Source organism: Methylobacterium sp. J-118 (assembly GCF_057836565.1).
This window is the reverse complement of the sequence record NZ_JBYQFA010000001.1, coordinates 4,123,318-4,141,103: the sequence shown is the minus strand read 5'-3', so window position 1 is coordinate 4,141,103 and position 17,786 is coordinate 4,123,318. Positions and strand designations below refer to the sequence as shown.

18 protein-coding genes are annotated in these 17,786 nt (G+C 71.2%); 6 read left to right on the top strand and 12 right to left on the bottom strand.

The window, feature by feature from the left end:
* Positions 1-102 precede the first annotated feature (102 nt).
* From AC3IF3_RS20075 to AC3IF3_RS20065, 3 genes are all read left to right on the top strand, one after another.
* Positions 103-1,554, top strand: coding sequence for an FAD-binding oxidoreductase (locus tag AC3IF3_RS20075; RefSeq protein WP_489230024.1), 1,452 nt, complete (start codon positions 103-105; stop codon positions 1,552-1,554).
* 256 nt (positions 1,555-1,810) lie between these two features.
* Positions 1,811-2,104: a DUF2218 domain-containing protein gene (locus tag AC3IF3_RS20070; RefSeq protein ID WP_243967148.1), complete on the top strand. Its 294-nt coding sequence runs from the start codon at positions 1,811-1,813 to the stop codon at positions 2,102-2,104.
* A gap of 88 nt (positions 2,105-2,192) precedes the next feature.
* On the top strand, positions 2,193-3,785 hold the full coding sequence (locus tag AC3IF3_RS20065; RefSeq protein ID WP_489230023.1) for an ABC transporter substrate-binding protein: 1,593 nt from the start codon (positions 2,193-2,195) through the stop codon (positions 3,783-3,785).
* 15 nt (positions 3,786-3,800) lie between these two features.
* Here AC3IF3_RS20065 and putA read toward each other — a convergent pair whose 3' ends face one another.
* A complete protein-coding gene (putA, locus tag AC3IF3_RS20060; RefSeq protein WP_489230022.1) occupies positions 3,801-7,472 on the bottom strand; it encodes a trifunctional transcriptional regulator/proline dehydrogenase/L-glutamate gamma-semialdehyde dehydrogenase in 3,672 nt (1,223 codons plus the stop codon).
* A 111-nt stretch (positions 7,473-7,583) separates the two neighbouring features.
* Positions 7,584-8,393, bottom strand: a complete 810-nt coding sequence (locus tag AC3IF3_RS20055; RefSeq protein WP_489230021.1) for a hypothetical protein — start codon at positions 8,391-8,393, stop codon at positions 7,584-7,586.
* 107 nt (positions 8,394-8,500) lie between these two features.
* Here AC3IF3_RS20055 and AC3IF3_RS20050 point away from each other — a divergent pair, with 107 nt between their 5' ends.
* From AC3IF3_RS20050 to AC3IF3_RS20040, 3 genes are all read left to right on the top strand, one after another.
* Complete coding sequence (locus tag AC3IF3_RS20050; RefSeq protein ID WP_489230020.1) at positions 8,501-9,547, top strand: saccharopine dehydrogenase family protein; 1,047 nt, start codon at positions 8,501-8,503, stop codon at positions 9,545-9,547.
* A 111-nt stretch (positions 9,548-9,658) separates the two neighbouring features.
* Positions 9,659-10,306 carry an RraA family protein gene (locus AC3IF3_RS20045; RefSeq protein WP_489230019.1) on the top strand — a complete coding sequence of 216 codons (648 nt, stop codon included), beginning with the start codon at positions 9,659-9,661 and terminating at the stop codon, positions 10,304-10,306.
* A 5-nt stretch (positions 10,307-10,311) separates the two neighbouring features.
* The gene (locus AC3IF3_RS20040) at positions 10,312-11,133 is read left to right on the top strand and encodes a YdcF family protein (RefSeq protein ID WP_489220385.1); all 822 of its coding nucleotides are present in this window, start codon (positions 10,312-10,314) and stop codon (positions 11,131-11,133) included.
* Here the strand turns inward: AC3IF3_RS20040 and AC3IF3_RS20035 are convergent.
* From AC3IF3_RS20035 to AC3IF3_RS19990, 10 genes are all read right to left on the bottom strand, one after another.
* Positions 11,076-11,378: a DUF3253 domain-containing protein gene (locus AC3IF3_RS20035; RefSeq protein ID WP_489217786.1), complete on the bottom strand. Its 303-nt coding sequence runs from the start codon at positions 11,376-11,378 to the stop codon at positions 11,076-11,078. The two genes, AC3IF3_RS20040 and AC3IF3_RS20035, sit on opposite strands and share 58 nt — an antisense overlap.
* Positions 11,375-12,136 carry a DUF599 domain-containing protein gene (locus AC3IF3_RS20030; protein WP_243967140.1) on the bottom strand — a complete coding sequence of 254 codons (762 nt, stop codon included), beginning with the start codon at positions 12,134-12,136 and terminating at the stop codon, positions 11,375-11,377. Before AC3IF3_RS20030 ends, AC3IF3_RS20035 begins: the two co-directional genes overlap by 4 nt.
* A gap of 84 nt (positions 12,137-12,220) precedes the next feature.
* Positions 12,221-12,505, bottom strand: a complete 285-nt coding sequence (locus tag AC3IF3_RS20025) for an acylphosphatase (RefSeq protein WP_243967139.1) — start codon at positions 12,503-12,505, stop codon at positions 12,221-12,223.
* Positions 12,506-12,558: 53 nt separating this feature from the next.
* Positions 12,559-13,407 carry a formate/nitrite transporter family protein gene (locus AC3IF3_RS20020; protein ID WP_243967138.1) on the bottom strand — a complete coding sequence of 283 codons (849 nt, stop codon included), beginning with the start codon at positions 13,405-13,407 and terminating at the stop codon, positions 12,559-12,561.
* A gap of 144 nt (positions 13,408-13,551) precedes the next feature.
* On the bottom strand, positions 13,552-13,983 hold the full coding sequence (locus tag AC3IF3_RS20015; protein ID WP_243967137.1) for a gamma-glutamylcyclotransferase family protein: 432 nt from the start codon (positions 13,981-13,983) through the stop codon (positions 13,552-13,554).
* 35 nt (positions 13,984-14,018) lie between these two features.
* Positions 14,019-14,141 carry a hypothetical protein gene (locus AC3IF3_RS20010; protein ID WP_489230018.1) on the bottom strand — a complete coding sequence of 41 codons (123 nt, stop codon included), beginning with the start codon at positions 14,139-14,141 and terminating at the stop codon, positions 14,019-14,021.
* Complete coding sequence (locus AC3IF3_RS20005; protein ID WP_489230017.1) at positions 14,138-14,368, bottom strand: hypothetical protein; 231 nt, start codon at positions 14,366-14,368, stop codon at positions 14,138-14,140. The genes AC3IF3_RS20010 and AC3IF3_RS20005 overlap by 4 nt, the downstream gene beginning before the upstream one ends.
* An 18-nt stretch (positions 14,369-14,386) precedes the next feature.
* A complete protein-coding gene (locus AC3IF3_RS20000) occupies positions 14,387-16,390 on the bottom strand; it encodes an acetyl-CoA carboxylase biotin carboxylase subunit (protein WP_489230016.1) in 2,004 nt (667 codons plus the stop codon).
* 100 nt (positions 16,391-16,490) lie between these two features.
* On the bottom strand, positions 16,491-16,931 hold the full coding sequence (locus AC3IF3_RS19995; RefSeq protein WP_243967134.1) for a hypothetical protein: 441 nt from the start codon (positions 16,929-16,931) through the stop codon (positions 16,491-16,493).
* Between the two features lie 161 nt (positions 16,932-17,092).
* Positions 17,093-17,671 (bottom strand): L,D-transpeptidase, encoded by a 579-nt coding sequence (locus AC3IF3_RS19990; RefSeq protein WP_489230015.1) that lies wholly within the window; start codon positions 17,669-17,671, stop codon positions 17,093-17,095.
* Between the last annotated feature and the right edge of the window lie 115 nt (positions 17,672-17,786).

Genomic DNA, 17,786 nt, shown 5'->3' with positions numbered 1-17,786 from the left:
CATTGGGAGACCCGGGATCGACGCGACCGTTGTAAGGTCCATGGTGCCGCGCGCCATACTGTCGGTTGCCGTTCGCGCCCTCTGGTCTACAAAATCTTCGCGATGATCCCGACCGCGACCGCCCACGACACCCTCCTCGCCGCGCTCCGCGACGGCCTCGGCCCGCGCCACGTGCTCACCGAGCCGGAGGATCTCGCGCCCTATCTGGTCGAGAGCCGGAAGCTGTTCACGGGTACGGCCCTGGCGGTGCTGCGGCCCGGCTGCACCGCGGAGGTGGCGTTCGCCCTGCGTGCCTGCACGCAGGCGGGCCTGCCGGTGGTGCCGCTCGGCGGCAATACCGGGCTCACCGGTGCCGGGATCCCGCAGGGTGGATTCATCCTGTCCCTGGAACGGATGACGCGCCTGCGCGCCGTCGACCCGGTGGACGCCACCATCACCGTGGAGGCCGGGATGATCCTCCAGGACGTCCAGGACGCCGCGGAGGCCGCCGGTCTGCTGTTCCCGCTCTCCTACGCGTCGCGCGGCTCGGCCCGGATCGGCGGCGGGATCGCCACCAATGCCGGCGGCATCGCCGTCCTGGCCTACGGCAATGCCCGGGATCTCGTCCTCGGACTGGAGGTCGTCCTGGCGGACGGCCGGGTATGGAACGGCCTGAGAGCCCTGCGCAAGGACAATGCCGGCTACGACCTGAAGCAGCTGTTCATCGGCTCGGAGGGGACCCTCGGCATCGTCACCGCGGCGGTGCTGAAGCTGTTCCCGCGGCCGCGCGCCACGAGCGTCGCCTTCGTGGGGCTGGATTCGGCGCGCGCCGCCCTCGACCTGTTCGTGGCCCTGCGGGGCCGGATGGACCGGGACCTGACGGCGTTCGAGTACCTGCCGCCCTTCGCGCTGGAGATCGTCCTGCGCCATGTCCCGGGTACGGTCCCGCCGCTCGCGGGCACGCACGGCGCCTACGCGCTGATCGAGGTCGCCTCGGCCCGCCCGGACGCGGACGTGCGGAGCGCGCTGGAATCGGCGCTCGGCGCGGCGCTGGAGGACGGGCTGATCGCCGATGCCACGATCGGCGCGAGCGGCGCGCAGAACGACGCCCTTTGGCGGCTGCGCGAGGGGGTGCCCGAGGCGCAGACCCGCGAGGGTGCCTCGATCAAGCACGACGTGTCGGTCCCCCTGTCGCGCCTGCCCGAATTCCTGGAGCGGGCCGGCGCGGCCTGCACGGCGGCGATGCCGGGCCTGCGCCCCTGCGGCTTCGGCCATTTCGGGGACGGCAACATCCACTTCAACCTGTCGCAGCCCGTCGGCATGGCGCCCGCGGACTTCCTGGCCGAATGGGGCCGGTTCAACCGCATCGTTCACGACATCGTGCACGGGCTCGGCGGCTCCATCGCGGCCGAGCACGGGGTCGGTCTGATCAAGCGCGACGAACTCGAACGCTACGGCGATCCGGTCGGCCTCGACCTGATGCGCAGGCTCAAGGAAGCCCTCGACCCGCAGCACCTCCTCAACCCCGGAAAGGTCATCGCCGGGCGCACCCGCGAACCGGACTCCCAGGGATGAGGATTTTGTGCAGCGCGCCATAATTCGGCACCGAGGCCGGTGCAGGACAGCCACGCCCCGCCGCCATCCGCGGCGCCGGCCCGTCGCGTTAAGCCCCTGCTAACGCGGCGGACACACCCTTCTCGACAACGGCGCGGACCGGTGCGTCGGAGCCCGGCATAGCAATTGCTCTGGACTCTTCCTATCTCGCAGATGCGAGATCGACTGACGAACCGTCAACGACAGGCTGTATCACACCCATCTGGAGATCGACGGAATGCCTACCTCACTGGCCCGCGTGCAGACCACGGAAGCGAGCCGCTACCTGCAGCAGCTCTGCCGGCACTGGAGCCACAAGTTCAAGGTCGAGGCGACCCCCGAGCACGGCACCGTGCCGTTCGGCGAGGATCGCGTCTGCACCTTCGACGCCGAGCCGGACGCCCTCGTGATGCGCATCGACAGTTCCGATCCGGTGAATCTCACCCGGCTGGAGAACGTCGTGGCCGATCACCTGGCCCGCTTCGCCTTCCGCGAGAGCCTCGGCGACATCCGCTGGTCGCGCGCGGCCTGATCGGCCCCCCGCCCCGTCGCCCCGCCTGATCGCGCCGCTGGCGTACCCCTTGCAGGGGGTCGCCGGCCTAGGCGACGGGGGTTGGCTGATGGAGCGACGCAGGCTGCTCGGAGGCGCCGGGGCCCTGATGGCCGCCTCCCTGGCGCGGCCGGCGCTGGTCCGGGCGGCCTCGGCCACGACGCTGCGCTTCGTGCCCTACGCCGATCTGGCGCTGCTCGATCCGATCATCACCACCAACTACGTCACGCGCACCCATGCGCTGATGGTCTTCGACACCCTCTACAGCCTCGATGCCGCCTATCGCGCCCAGCCGCAGATGGTCGCCGGGCACGCGGTTGCAGATGACGGGCTGACGTGGCGCCTGACGCTGCGGGACGGCCTGCGCTTCCACGACGGCACCCCGGTCCTCGGCCGCGACGTGGTGGCGAGCCTGGCGCGCTGGTCCAAGCGCGATGCCTATGGCGGCGCCCTGTTCGCCGCGGTGGACGAGCTGTCCGCCCCCTCCGACACGGTGGTGCAGTTCCGGCTCAACCGGCCCTTCCCGCTGCTGCCGGACGCCCTGGCGAAGCCGACCTCCTACATCCCGGTGATCATGCCCGAGCGGCTGAGCACCACCCCCGCCACGCAGGCGGTGCCGGAGATCGTCGGCAGCGGGCCGTACCGCTACGTCGCCGCCGAGCGGGTGCCCGGCGCGCTCAACGTCTACCAGCGCTTCGCGGATTACCGGCCCCGCCCGGAGGGCCGCCCGAGCTTCACGGCCGGCCCGCGGATCGCCCATTTCGATCGCGTCGAGTGGCGCACCATCCCGGACGGCGCCACCGCCGCGGGCGCCCTGCGCTCCGGCGAGGTCGATTGGTGGGAGCAGCCCCTGGTCGATCTCGTCCCCGACCTGATGCGGCAGCCGTCCCTGCGGGTGGAGCTGGTGGAGACCGCCGGCCTGATCGGCCAGATCCGCCTCAATCACACGCTGCCGCCCTTCGACAACCCGGCGATCAGCCATGCCCTGCTCGCGGCCATCGACCAGACCGAGATGATGGATGCGGTCGCCGGCAGCGATCCGTCGATCCGGCGCGGCCCGGTGGGCGTCTTCACCCCCGGCGGCCCGATGGCCTCGGAGGCCGGGATGGCGGTGCTCACCGGGCCGCGCGACCTCGACGCGGCGAAGCGGGCTTTGTCCGCGGCGGGCTATCGCGGCGAGCGGGTCATCCTGCTCTCCGGTACGGACGTGCCGCGGATCAACGCGCTCTGCGAGGTGATGGCCGAGCTCTGCCGCAAGCTCGGGATGAACCTCGAATTGGTGTCCACCGACTGGGGCACGGTGAACCAGCGGATCCTGAGCCCGAAGCCCCTCGATCAGGGCGGATGGTCGATGTTCGGTATCTTCTCCGGCGGCCTCGATCACCTCTCGCCGGCCTACCATCTGGCGATCCGCGGCAATGGCCGGGCCGGCATCCCGAGCTGGCTCACCGATGCGCCCCTGGAGGCCTTGCGCGCCGATTGGTTCGCGGCGCCGGACCTCGCGGCTCAGAAAGCGCTGGCCGACCGGATCCAGGCCCGGGTCCTCGAGGTCGGCGCCTACCTCCCCTGCGGCCAGTATTTTCAGCCGACCGCCTATCGGCGCGACCTGGAGGGCATGCTGACCGGCCTGCCGCTGTTCTGGAACCTGCGCCGCTCGGCCTGACGGGGACACCCGCGCTCAGCCGACGCTCATCAGGCTGGCATTGCCGCCGGCCGCGGCCGTGTTGACCGAGGTCGAGACCTCCCCGACGAGGCCGGCCACGCCGTAGAGATCCCCGGCCGCCAGCGCGTCCGGCCGGCGGGCCTGGACCGTCAGGATCGCCCCCGGCCGGGCCGCGACCGCCCGGACCAGGGCCTGCAGCCCCGCCGCCTCGCCCTCGTACAGGATCGCCCCGAGTTCGCCCGCCCCGTCGAGGTCTGGCGCGTGCCCGATCCGCGCCGCCAGCTCGGCCGGAAGGTCGCGCAGGACAGCGCGGCTGCCCTCGGCGCCGACGACGACCGCGCGGTTCCCGCAGGCGAGGATGGCGCCGAGCTGGAGCAGGAGCCCCGCCTCCGTCTCCGCAACGGCGGCGACGCGTCCGCGCGGCCGCAGGGCGTAGAGGTTGCGCTCACCGACCGGACCGGCCAGGGCGATCTCCGCGAGGGCGGGGGAGCGCGCCGCCGCGAGGCGCGCGGCCAGGGGGCCGTGCCGGTTTGCTCTCAGCCATTCCAGATAGGAGGGGACCGGGAACGCGGCCGCCGCGATCCCGTCCAGGGCGGCCTCCGGCGCCCTCCGGACCAGCCGCCCGAGATAGAGCGGCCCGCCGGCCTTCGGGCCCGTGCCCGACAGGCCGGAACCGCCGAAGGGCTGCACGCCCACGACGGCGCCGATGAGGGTGCGGTTCACGTAGCGGTTGCCGGCCGGAACGCCAGCGAGGGCCTGGGCAATCGTCTGGTCGATGCGGCTGTGGACGCCGAAGGTCAGGCCGTAGCCCGTGGCCGCGATCGCCTTGAGGAGGCGGCAGAGATCCGCGCGCCGGTAACGCAGCACGTGCAGCACCGGTCCGAAGACCTCGTGCTCGACATCGGCCACGCCGTCGATCTCGATCACGGTCGGCGGCACGAAGGTCCCGGTGCCGGTTTCCGCCGGGAGAGCGCACTGATGGACGGCAAAGCCCCGGGCGCGCATCGCGGCCACATGCGCGTCGATCCGCTCGGCGGCCGCGGCGGTGACGACCGGGCCGATATCGGTGGCGAGGCGGCGGGGATCGCCGACCGCCAGCTCGTCGAGGGCGCCCTTCAGCATGTGCAGGGTCCGCTCGGCGATCTCCTCCTGCAGGCACAGGATCCGCAGGGCCGAGCAGCGCTGGCCCGCCGAGTCGAAGGCCGAGGCGATCACGTCCGCCACCACCTGCTCGGACAGGGCGGAGGAATCCACCACCAGGGCGTTCTGGCCGCCGGTCTCGGCGATGAGCGGCACGGGCTCCCCGTGCCGGTCCAGGCGCTCGGCGAGGCAACGCTGGATCGCCTGGGCGACCGCCGTCGAGCCCGTGAACATCACCCCCTGCACCCGCGGATCCGCCACCAGGGCGGCGCCGACCGCGCCGTCACCCGGGAGGATCTGCAGCACGGCGTCCGGAATCCCCGCCGCGTGCAGCACCCGCACCGCCTCCGCGGCGGCGAGCGGCGTTTCCTCGGCGGGCTTGGCGAGGACCGGGTTGCCCGCTGCCAGGGCGGCCGCCACCTGCCCGACGAAGATTGCCAGCGGAAAATTCCAGGGCGCGATGCAGGCCACGGGGCCGAGCGGTGCGTGTCCCGGGCTGAGCGTCCGCTCGGCCTCGGCCGCGTAATAGCGCAGGAAATCCACGGCCTCGCGGATCTCCGCGACCGCGTTCGCATACGACTTGCCGGCCTCGCGCACGATCAGTCCGATGACCAGCGGCATCCCCGCCTCGAAGGCGTCGGCGGCGCGCCGCAGGGCGGCGGCCCGCCCGGCCGGCGCCGTGTTCGCCCAGGCCGGGGCCGCGGCATCGGCGCGCGCGAGGGCCCGCTCGATATCGGCGGGCGCCGCCGCGCGGACATATCCGACCACGTCCCGGTGATCGGCCGGGTTGCGCACGGGCGTCCCGGCCGGGTCCGTACCGCTCTCCGGGGGCATTGCCCGCCACGCGGTCCGGCCGCTCGCCGCCAAGCCATCCCCCAGACGGACGAGCGCCGCCTCGTCGGCGAGATCGAGGCCGGCGGCGTTGACGCGGGCGGATCCGTAGAGGGCGCCGGGCAGGGCGATCCGCTCGTGCGGCGCCCCCGGCACCGGCATCGCCTCCACCACCGCGACCGGATCTGCGATCAGCGCCTCGACCGGAACCGAGTCGTCGGCGATCCGGTGGACGAAGGAGGTGTTCGCTCCGTTCTCCAGGAGCCGGCGCACCAGGTAGGCGAGCAGGGTCTCGTGCGTCCCCACGGGCGCGTAGATCCGGCACGGGCGCCGGAGGGACGCGCCGGACACCACGGCCTCGTAGAGCGGCTCGCCCATCCCGTGCAGGCACTGGAACTCGTACTGGCCGAGCCGGAAATCCGGCCCCGCCATCTCCACGATGGTGGCCAGGGTCTGGGCGTTGTGGGTGGCGAATTGCGGGAAGACCGCGTCGGGGGCGTCGAGGAGCCGGCGGGCGCAGGCGAGGTACGACACGTCCGTGTGGACCTTGCGCGTGAAGACCGGGAAGTCGGAAAGCCCGTCGACCTGCGCGCGCTTGATCTCGCTGTCCCAGTAGGCGCCCTTGACGAGGCGCACCATCAGGCGCCGGCGGCTGCGCCGGGCGAGGTCGATCAGCACGTCGATCACGACGGGGCAGCGCTTCCCGTAGGCCTGGACCACGAAGCCGAGCCCGTCCCAGCCGGAAAGCTCCGGATCCAGAGCGAGCCGCTCCAGGATGTCCAGGGACAGGTCGAGCCGGTCGGCCTCCTCGGCGTCGATGTTGAGCCCGATCCCGTAGCCCCGGGCCAGCCGGCAGAGGTCCCGGACCCGGGGCAGCAGCTCCGCCAGGACGCGGCCGCGCTGCGACCGGACATAGCGCGGGTGGAGTGCGGACAGCTTGATCGAGATGCCCGGCCCGAGCAGCCATCCCCGCCCAGCCGAGGCCGCCCCGATCGCCCGGATCGCGTCCGCGTAGGCGCGGAGATAATGCGCCGCATCCTCGGCGGTGACGGCGGCCTCGCCCAGCATGTCGTAGGAATAGGTGTAGCCCTTCGCCTCCAGCCGCCCGGCGTTGCGCAGGGCCTCGGCGATGGTCCGGCCGATCACGAACTGCTCGCCCATCAGGCGAACGGCGAGATCCACGCCCTTGCGGATCAGCGGCTCGCCGCCGCGGGCGATCAGGCCGGTGAGCGCGTGGGAGAGGCCCGCCTCGTCCCGGGTGGCGGCGAGGCGGCCGGTGACCAGCAGGCCCCAGGTCGCCGCGTTGACGAAGGGCGACGGGCTGTGGCCGAGATGGGCCGCCCAGTCTCCGCCGGCGATCTTGTCGCGGATCAGCGCGTCGCGGGTCGCCGCGTCGGGGATGCGCAGCAGGGCCTCGGCGAGGCACATCAGCGCGACGCCCTCCTGGCTCGACAGGGCATATTCGTGGATGAGCCCCTCGACCCCGCCGCGGCGGCCCTTGCTCCGGAGCGCCTCCACGAGCTGCCGGGCCGTGGCCGCGACACACGCCGCAGCTTCGGCGGGGAGCCGCGCCCGATCGAGGAGCCCGGCGACGCAGTCCGCCTCGGGCTGCCGGCAGGCCGCCACCACGGCCCCACGCAGGGGCGACAGGCTCGGCCGGTCGGCCCAGGATCCGAACGGGTCGGCTGCGTTCGCGGCGCTGCGAGATGCGGGCAAGGATCATCCCCCGGGGATGCCGGGCCGGCTCTTACGCCAGCCATGGCGCACGCTACGCCCTCCGCCGCCGCGGTTGAAGTCACGACGACCACATGCCCGCCCTTCAGGCCCTCACGGCTTGGCATGCGCGGCGTCGAGCGCGTCCGTCAGAGCCGGCTTGGCGCCCTCGCGGCGCAGCACCGCGGTGGGAATCACCACCGTGTCGGCGCAGGCTTGAACGACGTGCGCCAGGTCGAAATGGACGGCGAGACCGCCTGCCCCGGCATCCAGCCATGCCATCATGGCCGGTGGCCCGTTCAGGGACGTATCCGACACGGTCTCCCGGCATTCGTCATCGTCGCCCTCTCGCTTCGCATCGCCCGTCTTCGGGCGATAGCCTTTGAGGTACAGGGCGTGCAGCCTCTCGGAGGCGAGCGTCACCATCTTGGTCCCATCTGCACCTGTCTCGAGGGCGGCCTTGCCGGTCAGGGACGGCGGAAGCAGTGCGGCCCAATCAACCGGCGCTCCGGCCGTGAGATCGTAGACGATCGCCATGAGCGCGGCATTCGGGTGGGGCCCGCCGCAATAGGTGCTGTCGGCGATCTCGACGCTCAGGAAGCGCGGGCCGCGCATCGGGGTCGTCACGGTCCGCCCCCAATCGCTGTGCGTCCCCCCCTCGGCCCGACAGGCCTGGGCGGCCTTGCGGACTTTCTCGTCGAGCCGCCGGAGCGCGGCGTTGATTCGCCGCTCCGCGTCGTCGGCGGGCGACTCGATCTGCGGCATCGCCTCGATACCCGGCATCAATTCGGGCTGCGCCTTCAGGCCGACCGCCCGGTCGGCCGCCGCGGCCGGGCCTGCCAGGGCGACGAGGAGCGCGCCGACGCAGGCGCCGCGCCGACGTGCCGCCCGGTCGGCTGTCGTGGGTCGAAGGACACGGTTCATCGTCTCATGGCTCCTGAGCCAAGTCCCGGCTGGGCAAGCGATGCCGCGAACCCGCCCGGCGCGCAGCGCGCTTTGACACCCGCGGACGCGGTGGCAGAAGCCCGGTCATGAGCACGATTCTTATCTACGGCGCGACCGGCTATACGGGCCGGCTGATCGCCGAGCACGCCGTCGCGCAGGGCCTGCGGCCGATCCTGGCCGGGCGCGATCCGGAGAAGCTCCGTCCGCTCGCCGCGCGGCTCGGACTCGAATCGCGGGCCGCGCGCCTCGACCAACCGGGTCCCCTGCGGGGCGTGCTGGCGGGCGTCGCGGCGGTGATCCACGCCGCCGGCCCGTTCTCCCGGACGGCCCGACCCATGGCCGAGGCCTGTCTCGCCGCGGGCGCGCATTACGTCGACATCACCGGCGAGATCGACGTGCTGGAATCGCTCGCCGCCCGGGACGCGGACGCGAAGGCGGCGGGCATCGTCCTGCTGCCGGCGGCCGGGTTCGACGTCGTGCCGAGCGACTGCCTGGCCGCCCACGTGGCCGGCCGGGTGCCCGGGGCCACGCATCTGCGGATCTCGATCGGTGGCTTCGGCGGCTTCAGCCGGGGCACGGCCCGCACCATGGTCGAGGGCATCGCCTGGGGGACGCGGGTGCGCCGGGCCGGCCGCATCGTCGAGTTGCCGAGCCCGCCCCGCGGCCGCGCCGATTTCGGCCGGGGCCCGCGGCGCACCGTCGGGCTCGGCTGGGGCGACGTGTCGAGCGCGTGGTACTCCACGCGCGTCCCGAACATCGCGGTGTATTTCGAGGCCTTCCCGGCCATGGCGGCGGCCGCGGGCCTGCCGGCGGGGATCCGGCGGCTCATCGCCGGCGGGACGGCGCAGCGCCTGATCAACCGCGGCATCGACAGGCTGCCGGAAGGCCCCTCGGACTCGGCCCGGGCGTCGGCGCGCAGCACCTTCCTGGCCGAGGCCTGGGACGGTGCCGGCGCGCGCGCGGCGAGCCGCATGGAGACCCCCGAGGGCTACAGCCTCACGGTCCTGACCGCCCTTGAAATCGCCCGGCGCGTGGCATCGGGCGCGGTCCCGGCCGGCTTCCAAACTCCGGTCACCGCCTTCGGGGCCGATTTCATCCTGGGGTTTCCGACCGTTATCAGGACGGACCTCTGAGCTTCCCGGCGACGGATCTCTATTCCGGGACGAACGGTTGCCGTCCGGCGCCCGGGATCCACTTGGCAGAACGCGCGGCGCGGATTGGACCGCCGCATCGAGGAAGCCCCGATGGCGATCGACCCGACCTTGCGCGACGCGCTCTCCGCCGTGACGCCGGCGAGCCTCGCCCGCGCTCTGACGCGGGCCGGCGTGAAGGCCTTCAGCCCCAGGGGGCTGTCCCCGGGCGCCAGCGGCAGCGCGATCGGCATCGCCTACACGCTGCGGATGATCCCGGCCCGCGACGATGCCGCGGGCGACCTCGCCGCCATCGACGCCGTTCCCGAGGGGTCGCTGGTGGTGATCGATGCCGCCGCGACCGGCCTGGTTCTGCCGTTCGGGGCGATCCTGGCGGCGCGGCTCGATCAGCGCGGCGCCGCCGGGCTGATCACCGACGCGGCTCTGCCGGAAGCGATCGGCCTGCCGAGCTGGAGCGCACCGCAGGGGGCGGGCGGCGCCCTCGCGCTGGTCGGCACGCAACAACCCGTCACCTGCGGCGGGGCGGCGATCCATCCGGGCGACATCGTGGTCTGCGCGGGCGACGGGATCGTCGCCCTGCCGGCCGGGATCGCCGAGCGGATCGCCCTCGAAGCCGTGGAGCAGCAGCGCCTCGACCTCTGGATCCAGCGCGAGGTGGAGCGGGGCGAGAGCCTCGCGCGCCTGCTGCCGCCGGATGCCGCCGCCCTGGCCCGGTTCCAGGCCGAGACGAAGCCGGCGTGAGCGCCGTGTTCTTCCCGCTGTCGAAGCTGATCTACTTCCTGATCACCCCGTCGAACTTCCTGATCTTCCTAGTCCTGGTGGGGCTGCTCCTGCTCTCGGCGACGCGGCTGCGCCGGACCGGGACCGGCCTCGCGCTCCTCGGCGCCGTGGGTCTCGGCGTCGGCGGCCTGTCGCCCCTTGCGGAGACGATGCTCCTCCCCCTTGAGCAGCGCTTCGCGCCCTTCCCGGCGGACGGTCCGGCGCCCGCGGGCATCATCGTGCTCGGCGGCGGGATCGAGGCCGGCCTGTCCGAGGCGCGGGACCAGATCATCGTCAACGATGCCGGCGAACGGCCGATCTATTTCGCGGATCTGGCCCGGCGCTTCCCGGCGGCGCGACTCGTCTTCTCGGGCGGGAGCGGCTTCATCGGCGGCGGCATCGCGGAGGCCGACATCGTCAGTCGCCAGGCGGACACGATCGGCGTTCCCCGCAGCCGGCTGATCCTGGAGAACCGGTCGCGCAACACCCACGAGAACGCGGCCTTCACGGCGGCCCTGGTCCACCCGAAGCCCGGGGAGCGCTGGCTCCTCGTCACCTCGGCCTGGCACATGCCCCGGGCCGTCGGCTGTTTCCGGCAGGCCGGCTTCACGGTCGATGCGGTCCCGGTGGATTACCGGACGCGCGGCTGGGGCGACGTGACCCGGTTCAACGGCTTCGCCTCCGACGGCCTGTTCCAGCTCGATCTCGCCTTGAAGGAGTGGATCGGCCTCGCGGTCTACCGGTGGGCCGGCTACACGCCGGACTGGCTGCCGGGCCCCGAATCCCCCGCGGGCAGCGCCAGCCGGTAGATGCCGCGGAAATCGTCCGGATCCACCGGCTTGCCCTTGCGCAGGATCGCGACACGGCCCGCATGGGCGAGGCGGACCGCGACCCGCCGCACCGGCTGCATCAGGGGCCCCCAGCCATCCGGATGCGGGCCGCCCAGTGCCCGGGCGACCTCCGACGGGCAGACCGTCTTGTCCGCACCGCGCGCGGCGACGAGGCCGAGCATCGCCGTCTCGATCGCCGCATCGTCGGGTCTCGTGTCGGTCATGTCCTCGCCTCTTCCAGGGGAGGCAGGAGCGGACCCTCGTGGGGACCCTCCCCCGCTTCGAGCAGCGCCGCGCGGATCTCGGAGGCGAACTGCCGACGCCACATGATGATCACCACCGCCGATGTCGAGGCGATGAGCACGTAGGGGCTCACGAACCAGCCGAGATAGGCGAGCGCGAAGAAGAACGCCCGCTGCCCTCGGGCGAAATGCCGGCCGGCGCTGACGTTCATCGCCGCGAGCCGGCGCACCGCCCGCATCATCTCGGTCTCGCTGGCCCCGGACCCCTTCGGCGGCACCGCGCCGAGGAGAATCGCCGCGTAGTTGAACAGGCGATAGGCCCAGGCGAACTTGAAGAAGGCATAGACGAACACCAGCGCGAGCCCGGCGACCTTCAGCTCCCAGGTCAGGCGGGTCGCCACGGTGCCGAAGGGCAGGGTTGCGAACAGGTTCAGCACATCGTCGCCCGAGCGCGACAGGGTGAGGACCGACCCGAGGGCGATCAGGGAGGTCGAGGCGAAGAAGGCGGTCCCGTTCTGCAGGGAGGCGTTGATCTGGGTGTCGACCACCCGGTTGTCGCGGCCGATCACCTGCCGGGCCCAGTTGGACCGATGGCCGTTCATGATCTGGCTGAGGGGGACCATCCGGCCCCGCAGCCGCCCGACCGACAGCCCGTACGCCACCCAGGCGACGATGAAGTAGAGGAGGGCTCCGAGATCCAGGGGCGAGAACGCGGCTTGGCCGGCGGATAGGTCGTTCATGATCGACGAGAGGCGGCTTCACGAGGGCCGCGATGCCATAACAGCCCGACGGCCGCCGCAGAAGCCGTCCGCCCGTCCGCCACCTCAGCCGCGCAGGATCTCGAAGCCGGATAACGCGGGACCGTCGTCAAGCGCGCGGATGGTGATGTCGGAGACGCGGGCGCCCGGTGGCCCGGACCGGCACAGGATTACCATCCGGTCCACGGCCTCCGGACTGCCGCTGAACACCGCCTCCACCGCGCCGTCGTCGCGGTTGCGCACGGAGCCGGCGAGGCCTTGGGCCCGCGCCTGATCCCGCGTCCAGGCGCGATAGGATACGCCCTGCACCCGCCCCTCGATGAGGAGGGAAACCGTCCGTCGCTCGCTCATGCCGTCCACACGCGTCGATCGGGCCCGCGCGTGCGACGCGGGCCCGGTTCGCCTCACTCGGCCGCGATCGGGCGACGCACGCCCGCGTCGACGGCCGCGATCCGGGTCGCCCCGGTCCGCACATGGGTCGAGTAGAGCATGAGACCGGTGAAGGCGAGGCCGCCGACGATGTTGCCGAGCAGGGTCGGGATCTCGTTCCAGAGCAGGTAATCCATCACGGTCAGGTGGCCGCCCATGAGGATTGCCGAGGGGAACAGGAACATGTTCACCACCGAATGCTCGAAGGTCATGAAGAAAAACACCGTGATCGGCATCCACATGGCGATCACCTTGCCGGGCACCGAGGTCGACAGCATCGCGCCGATCACGCCCGTCGAGACCATCCAGTTGCACATCATGGCGCGGACGAAGAGCGTCAGCATGCCGGAGGCGCCGTACTTTTCGTAGCCGAGGGTGCGCGCCTCGCCGATGCCGGCGATCAGCTTGCCGACGGCGTTCGGCTCGGTGGCGAAGCCGAAGGTAAACACGATCGCCATCATCACTGCGGTGGTGAGCGCGCCCGCGAAGTTGCCGAAGAAGACCAGCACCCAGTTGCGGGCGACGCCGGCCACGGTGACGCCCGGCCGCTTGTCGATCAGCGCCAGAGGCGTGAGCACGCAGACGCCCGTGAACAGGTCGTAGCCGAGCAGGTACAGCATCGAGAAGCCGACGGGGAACAGCAGCGCCCCGATCAGCGGCTGGCCGGTGGTCTGGTTGATGGTGACCGCGAAGGCGGCGGCGAGCGCCAGGATCGCGCCGGCCATGTAGGCGCGGATGAACGTGTCTTTGGTGGCCATGAAGACCTTCGATTCACCGGCATCGACGGCCTTCTTCACGAAATCGGCGGGCGCCAGATAGGACATGCAAACCTCTCCCTCGCAGGCCGCCGCCGATCGCCGTTGACCGTAGGGCGCGCCGCGCAATCACGACAGCTGGCCGGGGCGCCTGTCGATGTCGCTGCCCCGGTCGGTCGCGAGCAAGCAGGTTGCGTACCAGTTGCCGGCCGTTCAGACGGGCTGGCCACGCGTCCAGGTACTGATCTCGCGGATATAGGCCGGCGGCAGCTGGGCGGCCCGGGCGGCCGCCAGCACGGCGTCGAGGTAGCCCGGCCGTGGCCGGCCCGGCGCGGTCGACCGTCCGAGATAGATCAGGGCGCGCTTGACCCCGCCGGCAGTCGTGACGGGAAGCGTCGCCTTGGCGTAGAGGCCGCCAGCGACGCCCTCGTAGCGGTCCAGCGCCGGGATATCGTCGAGCGCCAGGTCCCACAGCACGCCGTGGACGATCCGGACGGGATCGCGCACCACCGAGGCATAGCCTTCGCGCATGATGATGAAGCGGTGCCGGGGCAAGTGCCCGCCGCCGATCAGCCGCGAGACCGGGCAGCGCAGCGCCATCGCGGCGGCATCCATGTTGGCGCCGTAGGCGAAATAGAGGGGCATGGTGCGGCGTGTCTGGGGCGGGTGCGCGACCTCATTCACTCGCCCGGTGGTTGGTCGAGGCGATGCGCAGCGCGCTCATTCAAACGTACGGCGAGGTAGCCGATCGCCAGCACGGTCGCCGGGATGACGAAAGTCACGAAAATCTGGCCCGAGCTCATGGCTTCAAACTCCGAAGCGCGCGCCTCGCCAAAGAATGTAAACCGAGGCCGGCGAAAAGCCAGATCACGGCGAAGAGTATCGTGCCTGGCTTGATGGGCGGCGCGTTCGGAACTTCGAAGCTGATCGCTGTCAGCGGCGTGACGACACCGACAACCACCAGCGCCACTGCCACGTTATTCAGCGCCGTCGCGAGGAGCTTCGTCTGTTCGTTGTGGACAAGAGTCATGCAACGGCCTGATGGCGATCAGGCGAATTCCAGGATCACCGCGTCGACCGCGAGGCTGTCGCCCTCCTTGGCGTGGATCTTACCCACCGTGGCGTCGCGCTCGGCCCGGAGCATGTTCTCCATCTTCATGGCCTCGACCACGGCGATCGGCTCGCCGGTCTTCACCTCCTGGCCCTCGGTGACCAGGATCTGCTTCACGAGGCCCGGCATCGGGCAGAGCACCTGCTTGCCCGAGCCGGCCTGCTCCTTCACTGGCATCAGCGCGGCGAGTTCGGCCTCGCGGCGGGTGTAGACCCGCGCCTCGGCCGCCGCGCCCGCATGCTGCAGGAACACGCCGTTCAGCAGGCCGCGCACCTGGATGGCGACCCGCTCGGACCCGATCGTGCCGATCCAGACCGGCTCGCCGGGACGCCACCCGCTCGCAACGGTCACAGACGTCCCGCCGTCCTGGGTGACCAGCAGATCCTCGCCCTCCGGCGTCACCGTGACGGGATAGGATTGACCGGCCAGGACGACCACGCGGTCGTGCTCGAACGCGAACAGGCCCGGCGCCCGCATCTGGCCGGAGATGCCCCGCTTGCGCTGGTTGAGCTTGTGGTCGATCGCCGCCGCGGCCGCCATCATGCGGAGGGCCACCGGTCCGGCCGGCTCCGGGGCGACGAAACCGTTCGGAAATTCCTCGGCGATGAAGCCGGTGGACAGGTGGCCCTCCTGCCAGCGCGGATGCGCCATCAGCGCCGACAGGAACGGGATGTTGTGGCGGATGCCGTCGATGGCGAAGGCGTCGAGCGCCTCGGCCTGCGCGGCGATCGCCTCGGACCGGCTGGGGGCCCAGGTCACCAGCTTGGCGATCATCGGGTCGTAGTGGATGGCGATCTCGCCGCCCTCCTCCACGCCGGTATCGTTGCGCACGATCGCCTTGCCCTGGCGCCCCTCCTCCGGCGGCCGGTAGGTGGTCAGCCGCCCGATCGAGGGCAGGAAGTTGCGGGTCGGATCCTCGGCGTAGACGCGGCTCTCCACCGCCCAGCCGTTGAGCTTCACGTCGTCCTGGGTGATCGGCAGCTTCTCGCCGGCCGCGACACGGATCATCAGCTCGACGAGGTCGAGCCCGGTGATCATCTCGGTCACCGGATGCTCGACCTGGAGCCGGGTGTTCATCTCCAGGAAGTAGAACGACTTGTCCTGCCCGGCCACGAACTCGACCGTGCCGGCCGAGTCGTAGTTCACCGCCTTGGCGAGCGCGACCGCCTGCTCGCCCATCTTGCGGCGCGTCTTCTTGTCGAGGAGCGGCGACGGCGCCTCCTCGATCACCTTCTGGTTACGACGTTGGATCGAGCATTCGCGCTCGCCGAGGTAGACGACGTTGCCGTGCTTGTCGCCGATCAGCTGGATCTCGATGTGGCGCGGATCGGTGATGAACTTCTCGATGAAGACGCGGTCGTCGCCGAAGGAGGAGGCCGCCTCCGAGCGGGCGCGGGCGAAGCCCTCGGCCACCTCGTCGCCCGAATGGGCGATGCGCATGCCCTTGCCGCCGCCGCCCGCGGAGGCCTTGATCATCACCGGATAGCCGATCTCGTCGGCGATCGTCTTCGCGTGCTCGGGCGATTCGATCACGCCGAGGAAGCCCGGGACCGTGGAAACGTCGGCGGCGGCCGCCGCCTTCTTGGACTCGATCTTGTCGCCCATCGCGGCGATGGCGGCCGGGTTGGGGCCGATGAACACGATGCCGGCGGCTTCGAGCGCCTTGGGGAAGGCCTCGCGCTCGGACAGGAAGCCGTAGCCGGGATGGACCGCCTGGGCTCCGGTCTGCCGGCAGGCCTCGACGATCTTGTCGATGACGAGATAGGACTCGGCCGCGGCGGCGGGCCCGATATGGACCGCCTCGTCGGCCATGGCGACATGCACGGCGTCGCGATCGGCGTCCGAGTAGACCGCAACGGTCCTGATGCCCATCTTCCGAGCGGTCTTGATGACCCGGCAGGCGATCTCGCCCCGGTTGGCAATCAGGATCTTGTCGAACATAGCTGGCGCACTGCTTTCGAGATCGCCGGATTGCACACCGGCTTGACGGTCCCGATAGATCAGATGCGTCGCGGACGGAAGCTGCGCCTGTGTCGAACGCTCAGGCTGCCAGCGCGAAGCTCGTGCGCGCGGGCTGGACCGCGTCGCGGATCCGGCGGTTGGCGTCGAGGGCGAACACCATCAGCGATTCGGCGCTGCCCTGGGCCTCGCGGACGATCGCCATGGCGATCCGGGTGCCGACCGGGCTCGGGCCGTCCCGGCCGCTGAGCGAGGCGGCGAGCCAGGCGGCGGTGTCCCGGTCGATATAGCCGGTCGGACGGCTGCCCCACACGGCGAAGTCGACGACGGAGGCCACCAGGAAGTCGGCATAGGCGTCGGAGCCGATCACCGCCCGCTCCAGGGCGATCAGCAGATCGGCATCCTCGCGGGTCATGAGGCCGTCCGGGACGACCTCGCGCTTGAGGACGAGCAGGTCCTCGTCGCTGATCGTGCCGGCCGAAACCGCATGGTTGCAGAATTGTTGAACGGTGATCACGGTCATGGTTGCCTGCCTCCCCGACCTTTCTGCGGTCGGCGCTAGTCCCTGTGTGTCTTCAACTTACGGGACGGCTTCCCTGCCGGAAGTTAATGGCCAGATCTGAACGAGAGTTCAGGTAAACACGCGGCGAGCAAGCAGGCTTATTGGGACGTTGACCGGTTGCGTTACCGGACGATGACCGTGGCGCCCACGGGGACACGGTTGAAGAGGTCGACCACGTCGATGTTGCGCATGCGGATGCAGCCCGACGAGACCGCCTGCCCGATCTTCTCGGGCTCGTTGGTGCCGTGGATCCGGTAGAGCGTGTCCTTGCCGTGGTCCGACAGGTACAGGGCCCGGGCGCCGAGCGGGTTCATCGGCCCGCCCTGCATGGCGTGGACATGCGGCCAGCGCTTGATCATCTCGGCCGGCGGGTTCCAGGCCGGCCATTCGGCCTTGCGGTCGACCGTGGCGTTGCCGGTCCAGCCATAGGCCTCGTCGCCCACGGAGACGCCGTAGCGGATCGCCTTCCCGTCCGGCAGCACGAGGTAGAGCTGGCGCTCCTTGGTCTCGACCACGATCGTCCCGGGCGGCTGCCGGGTCGGGTCGCTGATCTCGTAGCGGGCGAAGTGGGGATCGAACTCGGCATCCGGCACGAGCGCCATGAAGGCCGTGTCGCGGGCCGAGAGCGCAGGGTCGGGCACGCCCTTGAAGGTGCAGCCCACCAGGAGACCTACACTGGCGATGATCGGGATGATGCGCATGTCGCTAATCTCGATAGGCAATCCCGACCCGAAGACCGGACCGGCGACCGGGACATTCACCGGAAGATCGGGACAAGCCTAATCGCGGTGGGCACGCCGCCGTAGTCCACGCGTT